This window comes from Streptomyces pathocidini (assembly GCF_001418495.1).
Classification (GTDB): domain Bacteria; phylum Actinomycetota; class Actinomycetes; order Streptomycetales; family Streptomycetaceae; genus Streptomyces; species Streptomyces pathocidini.
In genome coordinates this window covers 1-10,686 of sequence record NZ_LIQY01000020.1, presented here as the reverse complement: position 1 = coordinate 10,686, position 10,686 = coordinate 1, and the positions used below count along the sequence as shown (strand labels likewise).

8 protein-coding genes and 1 pseudogene are annotated in these 10,686 nt (G+C 72.4%); 7 read left to right on the top strand and 2 right to left on the bottom strand.

Annotated features, from left to right (window positions below):
- Positions 1-406 (top strand): MBL fold metallo-hydrolase (locus tag AOK16_RS01285; protein ID WP_157859052.1); only part of this gene is annotated, 406 nt, incomplete at its 5' end.
- Between the two features lie 312 nt (positions 407-718).
- Positions 719-2,278 carry a phytoene desaturase family protein gene (locus tag AOK16_RS01280; RefSeq protein ID WP_055470329.1) on the top strand — a complete coding sequence of 520 codons (1,560 nt, stop codon included), beginning with the start codon at positions 719-721 and terminating at the stop codon, positions 2,276-2,278.
- Positions 2,279-2,378: 100 nt separating this feature from the next.
- Here AOK16_RS01280 and AOK16_RS01275 read toward each other — a convergent pair whose 3' ends face one another.
- Positions 2,379-4,259, bottom strand: a complete 1,881-nt coding sequence (locus AOK16_RS01275) for a serine hydrolase domain-containing protein (protein ID WP_055470328.1) — start codon at positions 4,257-4,259, stop codon at positions 2,379-2,381.
- A gap of 155 nt (positions 4,260-4,414) precedes the next feature.
- Between AOK16_RS01275 and AOK16_RS01270 the strand changes: the two genes are divergently transcribed.
- From AOK16_RS01270 to AOK16_RS01260, 3 genes are all read left to right on the top strand, one after another.
- Entirely contained in the window at positions 4,415-5,518 is a 1,104-nt protein-coding gene (locus tag AOK16_RS01270; protein WP_055470327.1) for an NAD(P)H-dependent flavin oxidoreductase, read from the top strand.
- 13 nt (positions 5,519-5,531) lie between these two features.
- Positions 5,532-7,103, top strand: a complete 1,572-nt coding sequence (locus AOK16_RS01265; RefSeq protein WP_055470326.1) for an acyl-CoA synthetase — start codon at positions 5,532-5,534, stop codon at positions 7,101-7,103.
- Positions 7,104-7,244: 141 nt separating this feature from the next.
- Positions 7,245-7,775: a VOC family protein gene (locus tag AOK16_RS01260; RefSeq protein WP_055470330.1), complete on the top strand. Its 531-nt coding sequence runs from the start codon at positions 7,245-7,247 to the stop codon at positions 7,773-7,775.
- A gap of 83 nt (positions 7,776-7,858) precedes the next feature.
- Here the strand turns inward: AOK16_RS01260 and AOK16_RS01255 are convergent, their stop codons facing one another.
- Positions 7,859-9,484 (bottom strand): acyl-CoA synthetase, encoded by a 1,626-nt coding sequence (locus AOK16_RS01255; protein WP_055470325.1) that lies wholly within the window; start codon positions 9,482-9,484, stop codon positions 7,859-7,861.
- A gap of 184 nt (positions 9,485-9,668) precedes the next feature.
- Here AOK16_RS01255 and AOK16_RS01250 point away from each other — a divergent pair, with 184 nt between their 5' ends.
- Both AOK16_RS01250 and AOK16_RS27855 read left to right on the top strand, forming a co-directional pair.
- On the top strand, positions 9,669-10,469 hold the full coding sequence (locus AOK16_RS01250; RefSeq protein ID WP_055470324.1) for a crotonase/enoyl-CoA hydratase family protein: 801 nt from the start codon (positions 9,669-9,671) through the stop codon (positions 10,467-10,469).
- A gap of 99 nt (positions 10,470-10,568) precedes the next feature.
- A pseudogene (locus AOK16_RS27855) lies at positions 10,569-10,686 on the top strand (DNA-binding protein); the annotation flags it as partial.

Below are 10,686 nucleotides of genomic sequence, written 5' to 3'. Positions count from 1 at the left end.
GCGGCCGGGCGTACTCCCATGGGCGGTGCGGGCGCTGCGGGCGGGTGGGAAGAGCGAGACGCCCGTGTCGAAGCCGCGGCCCCTGCCGGGGGAGGCGGGGCCGCTCGACCTGCCCGGGCGGCCCGTTCCGGTGGCCACGCCGGGCCATACGGACGGGCACTGCGCGTTCTTCCTGCCGCAGGCGGGCGTGCTGGTCACCGGCGACGCGCTGATGACCGCCCACCCGACCGCGCCTCGCCGAGGGCCGCAGCTGCTCCCGGCGATGTTCGACACGGACCGCGCCATGGCGCTGGAGTCCCTCTCCGCGCTGGAACGCCTCGACGCCGACGTCCTGCTGCCGGGCCACGGCCCGGTCCACCGGGGGTCCGCCCGCGAGGCGGTGGCGACGGCCCGCGAGCGGGCGTGAGCGGGTGGGCCTCGGCCCCGCGCGCTGCGGGCGTTCGCCCGCGCCGGACGGGCCCGACGGGCCGTCATCGTCTCTGTTCCTGCCGAGACTGCGCCCGACGCCTGGTGTGCGTTCGGCCCTGCCGGGCCGGTTGCTTGTCTTTGTGGCGGGAGGAGTTTCCGGGCTTTCGCCGGAGGAGTTGAAGTGGGCGGCATCGGTGCTGGGCGGCGTGCGGCGGTCGTTCGCCGTCCAGCTCGCCCGGGGTGGTCTCCTCGTCGCGTGGGCCGGGCTCCGGCTCTCGCCGCGTACCCCTCTGACGTGCTACGAAGAGGCATGGGTGCCAAGGGTTTCTATGACGTGGTGATCGTCGGCGGGGGGCACAACGGGCTCACCGCTGCCGCCTATCTCGCTCGGGCCGGGCGGAGCGTGCTCGTGCTGGAGCGGCTTGGGCGGACCGGTGGGGCCGCGGTTTCCACTCGGCCGTTCGCCGGGGTGGATGCCCGGTTGTCGCGCTACTCGTATCTCGTCAGCCTGCTGCCGCGGAAGATCGTGCGGGACCTGGGGCTGAGCTTCGTGGTGCGGAAGCGGACCGTGTCCTCGTACACCCCCGCCGTGCGGGACGGGCGGCCCACCGGGCTGCTGGTCGACAACGGCAGCCCGGCCGCCACACGCGAGGCGTTCGCCCGGCTGACCGGCTCGGACCGGGAGTTCGAGGCCTGGCAGGACTTCTACGGGATGACGGGGAGGCTCGCCGAGCGGATCTTTCCGACGCTCACCGAGCCGCTGCCGTCCCGGGACGCGCTGCGCGAGCGGGTGGGCGACGAGGCCGCCTGGCAGGCGCTGTTCGAGCGGCCGATCGGCGAGACGATCGAGACCTCCTTCGCGGACGACCTCGTACGCGGTGTGGTCCTCACCGACGCCCTCATCGGCACGTTCGCCGACGCGCACGACGCGTCGCTGCGGCAGAACCGCTGCTTCCTCTACCACGTGATCGGCGGCGGCACCGGCGACTGGGACGTGCCGGTCGGCGGCATGGGCGCGCTCACCGATGCCCTCGCGGGCGCCGCCCGTACAGCGGGCGCGGAGATCGTCACCGGCCACGAGGCCACCGCGCTGGCGACCGACGGCACGCGTGCCGAGGTCACGTACCAGGGCCCCGACGGCGAGGGCACGGTCGGCGCCCGGCATGTGCTCGTCGGCGCCGCCCCGCACACCCTGGCCCGGCTGCTCGGTGAGGAGGCGGCGCCGGCGCGGCGGCCCGAGGGTGCGCAGCTGAAGGTGAACATGCTGCTCAAGCGGCTGCCCAGGCTGCGCGACCGCGGTGCCGACCCGCGCGCCGCGTTCGCCGGGACCTTCCATATCGCCGAGGGCTACGGGCAGTTGGCCGAGGCCTACCGGCAGGCCGCCGCGGGCGAGCTGCCCGCCGCCCCGCCGTCCGAGATCTACTGCCACTCGCTCACCGACCCGTCCATCCTCGGCCCCGACCTGGTCGAGCGCGGCTACCAGACCCTGACGCTCTTCGGGCTGCACACGCCCGCCCGGCTCTTCGAGCGCGACAACGACGCCGTACGCGAGGAGTTGCTGAAGTCCACGCTCGCCCAGCTGGACGCGTGCCTGGCCGAGCCGATCGCCGACTGCCTGGCGGCCGACGCCGACGGCAGGCCGTGTATCGAGGCGAAGACCCCGCTGGACCTGGAGCGCGACCTGGGGCTGCCCGGCGGCAACATCTTCCACCGCGACCTGGCGTTCCCGTACGCGACCGAGGCAACGGGCCGCTGGGGTGTGGAGACCGCGCACGCCAACGTGCTGCTGTGCGGCGCGGGCGCGGTGCGCGGCGGGGGCGTGAGCGGGATTCCGGGGCACAACGCGGCGATGGCGGTGCTGGGGGAGTAGGCGGTCCCGGAGACTTCGGTCCTTCGGACGGTACCGAGCCGTCCCCTTCGGGACCGCCCCCAGCCGCCCACGGGCTCGCCGGGAGGCGGTTCCGGAGGTCTCAGTCCTTTGAGCGGGTCCAGCCCGACAGGTCCACGCGCGCGGCGTCGGCCGGGCGCGTGTCGTCGAAGAGGGTGCGCTCGCCGTCCTCCACCCGGATCCGGTCCGCGTACACCCCGCGCCCCACGTAGAGGGTGTCGGTCGCGTACCGCCAGCGCAGCCGTACGTGCCGGCCGCGCCAGTCGTCCAGGTCCGCGACCAGCTCGTGCCAGACCCGCCCCGACCAGCCCGTCGCGGTGCCGTCGGGGTGGTGCACGGGGGAGCCGCCGGGGGCGGTGGTGGTGAACGGCACCGGCTCCCAGCCCTCCTCGTTCTCCCCGGAGTTGGCCTCCAGCCGCAACTGGTCCGCGCCCGGCTCGGTGTCCCACCACAGCGCGCAGCGCAGCCGCGGCTCCGCGCCGCCCGAAACGAGCCCGTCCAGCGCGAGCCCGCCTGATGGGAGCCCCAACGGGAGCCCGCCCGATGGGAGCCCGTCCAGCGCGAGGCCGGAGAGCGGGACGGCGGGCAGGGTCAGCGTGGCCGTCCGGTCGGCGGCCATGCCCGCGAACCAGGCCTCGCCGCCGCGCGAGGGGCGTACGGGAACGGCCCGCGCCATGTTGTTCCCCGCGGCCACCCGGGGCGCGCTGCCGGTGCGCCAGTCGCGGCACGGATGCACGGAGTTGGACAGCAGCACGAGGAAGGAGTCGGTGGTCGGGTCGAGCACGATCGAGGTGCCCGTGAACCCGGTGTGCCCGGCCGTACGGGGGGTGGCCATCGCGCCCATGAACCAGTGCTGGTAGAGCTCGAAGCCGAGCCCGTGCTCGTCGCCGGGGAAGTCGGTGTTGAAGTCGGTGAACATCAGGTCCACCGACTCGGGTTCCAGGATGCGCGCCGTGCCGTACGCCCCGCGGTTGAGCAGCGTCCGGCAGAGCACCGCCAGGTCCCAGGCGCAGGAGAACACGCCCGCGTGTCCGGCGACGCCGCCGAAGGACCACGCGTTCTCGTCGTGCACCTCGCCCCACACCAGCCCGCGGTCCACCCGGGCCCACGGCTTGCGCTGGTCCTCGGTGGCGGCGACCCGGGCCGTCCAGGAGGCGGGCGGGTTGTAGCAGGTGGACGTCATGCCCAGCGGCCCGGTGACGTCCTCGTGCAGCAGTGTGTCCAGCTTCCTGCCAGTGATCCGCTCCAGTACGAACTGGAGGGCGATGAGGTTGAGGTCGGAGTAGAGGTAGGTGCTGCCGGGCGGGTGCAACGGGGCCTCGTCCCAGAGGAGTCGGAGCTTGTCCTCCCAGGTCGGCTCGTCGAAGAACTTCAGCTCCGGCCGGAAGCCCGAGGTGTGGGTGAGCAGCTGGCGCACGGTGATGTCCTGCTTGCCCGCGGCGCCGAACTCCGGGACGTAGGAGGCCACGGGCGCCTCCAGCGCCAGTTCGCCGCGCTCGATCGCCTGCACGGCCAGGATGGAGGTGAACAGCTTGGTGACGGAGGCGAGGTCGAAGACGGTGTCCGGGGACATGGTGATCCGCTGTGCGGCGGAGAGTTCGACGCCGCTGTCGGACGCCTCGTCGTAGGCGGAGTAGCGGACCGCGTACCCGATGGACTCCTCCAGCGCGACCGTGCTTCCGCGCCCCGCGAGCAGCACCGCGCCCGGGTAGTACGGGTACTTGGGGGAGGGGCCGAGGAACGCGCGGGCGTCGGTGACCATGCGGTCCAGGTGGGACTTCAGGAGGCCCGCGCTCGACGGGGAGCCGCGGCGCAGAGTGCGGTGGCCGGACGCGCCGGTGGAGCCTGTGCCAGGGGTGCCCCCCGCGTCGTCGGCGTGCGCCGCCGACGGCACCGCGCCGTCGGCGAGGAGGATCGCTCCGCCGAGCGCCAGGACTCCGGCTCCGAAGTGACGCCGCTTCACGGGGACCTCCTGAAAATATCTTTCGGCCGCTCGATCCGACCACGGAACTTTCTTCCGGCGCCGGAGGCGTGTCAAGGACGCGGAACACCCCAAGAATCTGACGCAGCATCAGAAAATCTCTTCCCTCTCCCCGCCCGCTGCGGCATCCTGCGCCCATGGAGACGGAGCTGAGCAAGGAACTGGGAGTCCGCCACGCCATATTCGGCTTCACGCCCTTTCCCGCCGTGGCCGCCGCCATCAGCAGGGCGGGCGGATTCGGCGTGCTCGGCGCGGTCCGCTACGCCGCGCCCGGCGAGCTGGCCCGCAGCCTCGACTGGATGCAGGAGCACACCGGCGGCGCGCCCTACGGCCTGGACGTCGTGATGCCCGCCAGGAAGGTCGAGGGAGTCAGCGAGGCCGATGTCGAGGCGATGATCCCGGAGACCCACCGGCAGTACGTCAAGGACGTCCTCGCCCGGCACGGCGTACCCGAACTCGCCGAGGGCGAGGCCTCCGGTTGGCGCATCACCGGCTGGATGGAACAGGTCGCCCGCTCTCAGCTCGACGTCGCCTTCGACTACCCGATCAAGCTCCTCGCCAACGCCCTCGGCTCCCCGCCCGCCGACGTCATCGCCCGCGCCCACGACCACGGAATCCTCGTCGCCGCCCTGGCCGGCAGCGCCAAGCACGCCCGGCGCCATGCCGAGGCGGGCATCGACATCGTCGTCGCCCAGGGGTACGAGGCCGGCGGCCACACCGGCGAGATCGCCTCCATGGTCCTCACGCCCGAGGTCGTACGTGCCGTCGACCCGCTCCCGGTGCTCGCTGCGGGCGGCATCGGCAGCGGCGAGCAGATCGCCGCCGGGATCGCGCTCGGCGCCCAGGGCGTCTGGCTCGGCTCCGTCTGGCTCACGGTCCAGGAGGCCGAACTCCCCTCCAGGGCCCTCATCCGCAAGATCCTGGCGGCCGGCTCCGGCGACACCGTCCGCTCCCGGGCGCTCACCGGCAAGCCCGCCCGCCAGCTGCGCACCGAGTGGACCGACGCCTGGGACGACCCGGCGGGCCCCGGCACGCTGCCCATGCCGCTGCAGGGCCTGCTCGTCGCCGACGCCGTCTCCCGCATCCAGAAGTACGAGGTCGAGCCGCTGCTCGGCACGCCGGTCGGGCAGATCGTCGGCTCGATGAACTCCGAGCGCAGCGTGCGGGCCGTGTTCGACGACCTGACGCGAGGGTTCGAGCGCGCCGTCGACCGCGTCAACCGCATTGCCGGACGTCTCTGAGGGGAGCGCCACCATGTCCCAGGCGAGCACAGCCCATGCCCAACCGCCCCACGGCTTCTGGGCGCAGGCCGCCCAGGACCCGGACCGCCCCGTACTCGTCGCGCCCGACGGCGAGGAGTGGACGGCGGCCCGGCTGCACGCCGCGTGCAACCGGCTCGTGCACGGGCTGCGCGCGGCCGGTCTCGAACGCGGCGACGCGTTCGCCGCCGTGCTGCCCAACAGCGTCGAGTTCCTCACCGCGTATCTCGCCGCCGCCCAGGCCGGGTGGTACTTCGTGCCCGTCAACCACCACCTCGTGGGGCCCGAGATCGCCTGGATCGTGGCCGACTCCGGCGCGAAGGTGCTCATCGCCCACGAGCGGTTCGGCGCGCAGGCCGCCGCGGCGGCCGACGAGGCCGGGCTGCCGGGGGAGCGGCTGTACGCGGTGGGCGGGATCGACGGCTTCCGGCCGTACGCCGAACTCCTCGCTGGGCAGCGCGAGTCGCCGCCCGCGGACCGCGAGTCGGGCTGGGTGATGAACTACACCTCCGGCACGACCGGCCGCCCGCGCGGCATCCGCCGCCCGCTCCCGGGCAAGCTGCCCGAGGAGGTCCATCTCGGCGGCTTCCTGCGCTTCTTCGGCATCCTGCCGTTCGAGGGCAACGTCCACCTGGTCTGCTCGCCGCTCTACCACACCGCCGTGCTCCAGTTCGCCGCCTCGTCCCTGCACATCGGCCACCGGCTCGTGTTCATGGACAAGTGGACGCCCGAGGAGATGCTGCGCCTGATCGACGCCCATGGCTGCACGCACACCCACATGGTCCCCACCCAGTTCCACCGCCTGCTCGCCCTGCCCGAGGAGGTCAGGAACGCCTACGACGTGTCCTCGATGCGGCATGCGATCCACGGCGCAGCGCCCTGCCCGGACCACGTCAAGCGGGCGATGATCGACTGGTGGGGGAGGTGTGTCGAGGAGTACTACGCGGCGAGCGAGGGCGGCGGGGCGTTCGCCACCGCAGAGGACTGGCTCAAGAAGCCCGGCACGGTCGGCAGGCCCTGGCCGATCAGCGAGTTGGCGATCTTCGACGACGGCGGCAACCGGCTGCCCGCGGGCGAACTCGGCACCGTCTACATGAAGATGAGCACCGGCGGCTTCAGCTACCACAAGGACGAGGGCAAGACGCGGAAGAACCGGATCGGCGACTTCTTCACGGTCGGCGACCTCGGCCTGCTCGACGAGGACGGCTACCTCTACCTCCGCGACCGCAAGATCGACATGATCATCTCGGGCGGGGTCAACATCTACCCGGCCGAGATCGAGTCCGCGCTCCTCACCCATCCCGCCGTCGCGGACGCCGCGGCCTTCGGGGTGCCGCACGAGGACTGGGGCGAGGAGGTCAAGGCGGTCGTGGAACCGGTGGCGGGGCGTGAGCCGGGCGATGAGCTGGCCGTGGAGATCCTGGCCCACTGCGAGCAGCGGCTCGCCGGGTACAAGCGCCCCAAGAGCGTCGACTTCATCGCGGTCATGCCCCGCGATCCCAACGGCAAGCTCTACAAGCGGCGGCTGCGCGAGCCGTACTGGGAGGGGCGCGAGCGCGCGATGTGAGCGCTCTCATTTCAGGCCGGTCTCCCGCGAGGCGGACATCGCGGGAGATTGGCGCGTTTATGGATGTTGCATGCCGGACCGGAAGCGGGATACTCGATAGTTGAGGACGCAACATTCGCGAGCGTGGGAAGGGTGGTCGGCATGCCTCAGCCGGAGGGAGCCGAACTGGAGGCCGTACGGGCGCAGCGGGAGGAGCTTCGCAAGCGCTATCTACGCGCGGAGCGCGAGCGGCCAGCGTCCGCCGCCCGGGGCATTCACCACATCGCGTTCATCTGCCGGGACGTCGAGGAGACCATCCGGTTCCACCAGGAGTTCCTGGGCTTCCCGCTGGTCGAGATCGTGGAGAACCGGGACTACCGCGGTTCGACGCACTTCTTCTTCGACATCGGACACGGCAACCTGCTCGGCTTCTTCGACTTCCCGGGCCACGACCACCCGCCGTTCTCCGAGACCCTCGGCGGGGTCCAGCACCTCGCCCTGTCGGTGGGCGACGAGCAGTTCGAGGCGGCGCGCCGCGCCCTCGACGCGGCCGGGATCGCGTACGTGGGCCCGGATCGCGGGGCGGACGGCAGCCTGTATCTGCGCGATCCGAACGGCGTCCCGATCGAGCTGTATCGGGAACGGCTGGGCGTCTTCGAAGGAGAGCACCTGGTGGTCGCCGGGGGCGACTAGGCGGCGCACAGTCAACCGTTTCGGAGCTGCGAGGGGTCGCTGCCCGACTGTCGGTACGCCCCCGACCCACGACGGGGTGAGCCTCACACTGGACGGCCCGACGCGACCGCACGCGCCCAGCGGTAGTCCGCCTTGCCGCTGGGGGAGCGCTGGATGCGCGGGGCGACGACCAGGGAGCGGGGGATCTTGTAGCCCGCCAGGCGAGTGCGGCAGTGCGTCTGGATCTCCTTCAGGGTCGGCTCCGGCGCGCCCTCGCGCAGCTCCACCACGGCCGCGACCCGGTTCCCCCAGGTCGCGTCCGGTACGCCCGCCACCAGCGCGTCGTACACATCCGGATGCGCCTTGAGCGCCTGCTCGACCTCCTCCGGATAGACCTTCTCGCCCCCGGTGTTGATGCACTGCGAGCCCCGGCCGAGCACGGTCACGAAGCCCTCCTCGTCGACGGTCGCCATGTCGCCGAGCAGCACCCACCGCTCGCCGTCCGACTCGAAGAAGGTCTCGGCCGTCTTCTTCGGGTCGTTGTAGTAGCCGAGCGGCACGTTCCCGCGCTGGGCCACGCGCCCCGGCTCGCCCGCCGCGGCCGGCTCCAGCGTGACCGGATCCACCACCCGCGTACGGGGGTTGACCCGGATGCGGAACCCCTTCTCGGGGCCGGAGTCCTCGGTCGCGGTGCCGTTGAAGCCCGACTCGGAGGAGCCGAAGTTGTTGAGCAGCATGGCGTTCGGCACCAGCGCGCGGAACTGCGCGCGCACCGTCTCGGACAGGACCGCGCCCGAACTGCTGACGCTGAACAGCGAGGAGGTGTCGGTGCCCTTGAGCGGGCCCGACAGCGCGTCGATCAGCGGCCGCAGCATCGCGTCGCCGACGAGGGAGACGCTGAAGACCTTCTCCCGCTCGATCGTCCGCAGCACCTCCTCCGGCACGTATTTGCGGTGGATCACCACCCGCTGCCCGAAGTTGAAGCCGATGAACGCGGTCAGTGTGGACGTGCCGTGCATCAGCGGCGCGGTGGGGAAGAAGGTGATCCCGTCGCCACCGGCCGCCACCCGCTCGGCCAGCTCCTCGGGGCGCGCCACCGGCTCGCCGGTCGGCGCGCCGCCGCCCATCCCCGCGAAGAACAGGTCCTCCTGGCGCCACATGACGCCCTTCGGCATGCCGGTGGTGCCGCCGGTGTAGATGATGAACTGGTCGTCGCCGGACCGCGGCCCGAAGCCCCGCGAGGGCGGGCCCGCCGCCTCGGCCGCCGCGAAGTCCACCGGCTCGATGGACGGTTCGGCCGCCGAGGCGGGCGCGGTGCCCACTCGTACGAGGTGGCGCAGCTTCGCTGTCTGCGGCAGGGCGGCGGCGACCCGGCCGGTGAACTCGGCGTCGAAGACCAGCCCGGCCAGGTCGGCGTCCCGGTAGAGGTACACCAACTCGTCTTCCACATAGCGGTAGTTGACGTTTACCGGTACGAGCCGGGCCTTCACGCAGGCCAGCACGGTCTGGAGGTATTCGACCCCGTTGTAGAGGTGCAGTCCGACGTGCTCGCCCGGCGCCAGTCCGCTGCCCGCCAGGTGGTGGGAGATCCGGTTGGCCGCCGCGTCCAGCTCCGCGTAGGTCAGCCGCCGCTCGGCCCCCGTCCCGGGGTGGTCGACATACACCAGCGCCTCGCGGTCCGGGACCGCGTCGACGACCGACTCGAAGAGGTCGGCAAGGTTGAACTCCACGTCTCCTCCTGCCCGGGGCGCCCCTGGGATGACCGGGAACCGTCGGCTCGGCGGCCATTAGAACCCCCGGCGCCACAGGGCGGAAGGCCTCCCGCGCAAGAAATCTGACTGAGGGTCAGAAAACTATTGAACTGGGCTCCCGCCTCCTGCAACCTGTTCTAGGTCTTGAGACGGGAGGACTGTCATGGGCGGGACCGAACATCTGGCGGTGCGGCGCGAGGGCGCCACCCTGGTACTCACCCTCAACCGGCCGGAGGCCAGGAACGCGCTGTCACTGCCGATGCTCGTCGGCCTGTACGACGGGTGGCTGGCGGCCGACGAGGACGACGGCATCCGGTCGATCGTGCTCACCGGCGCGGGCGGCGCCTTCTGCGCGGGCATGGACCTCAAGGCCCTCGCGGGGAAGGGCATGGCGGGCGAGCAGTACCGCGACCGGCTGAAGGCCGACCCCGACCTGCACTGGAAGGCGATGCTCCGCCACCACCGCCCCCGCAAACCCGTGATCGCCGCGGTCGAGGGCCACTGCGTGGCCGGCGGCACCGAGATCCTGCAGGGCACCGACATCCGGGTGGCGGGCGAGAGCGCCACCTTCGGTCTCTACGAGGTGCGCCGCGGCCTGTTCCCCATCGGCGGCTCCACGGTCCGCCTCGCCCGGCAGGTCCCGCGCACCCACGCCCTGGAGATGCTGCTGACCGGCCGCCCGTACACCGCCCGGGAGGCCGAGCGCATCGGCCTCGTCGGCTCCGTCGTCCCCGAAGGCACCGCCCTGGACCGGGCGCTGGAGATCGCGGAGCTGGTCAACGCCAACGGCCCGCTCGCCGTCGAGGCTGTCAAGGCCAGCGTGTACGAGAGCGCCGACCTCACCGAGACCGAGGGGCTCCGGCGCGAACTGGAGCGCGGCTGGCCCATCTTCGACACCGCCGACGCCAAGGAGGGCTCCCGGGCGTTCGCCGAGAAGCGCGCCCCCGTCTACCGCCGGGCGTGACGCCCGCTGCCTGCGAGCCGCACCGGCCCAACCGCACCGACCACACCGGCCGCGCCGCCGTCACGCTCCCCGGCGCCGCCCCGAGAAGGAGAGACACCCATGCCCGACGTGCTCACCGCCCCCCTCGTCGTCGAGTTCCCCTTCACCCGCTCCCTCGGCCCGGTGCAGAGCGCCTTCCTCACCGGGCTGCGCGAGCGCACCGTGCTCGGCGTGCGCA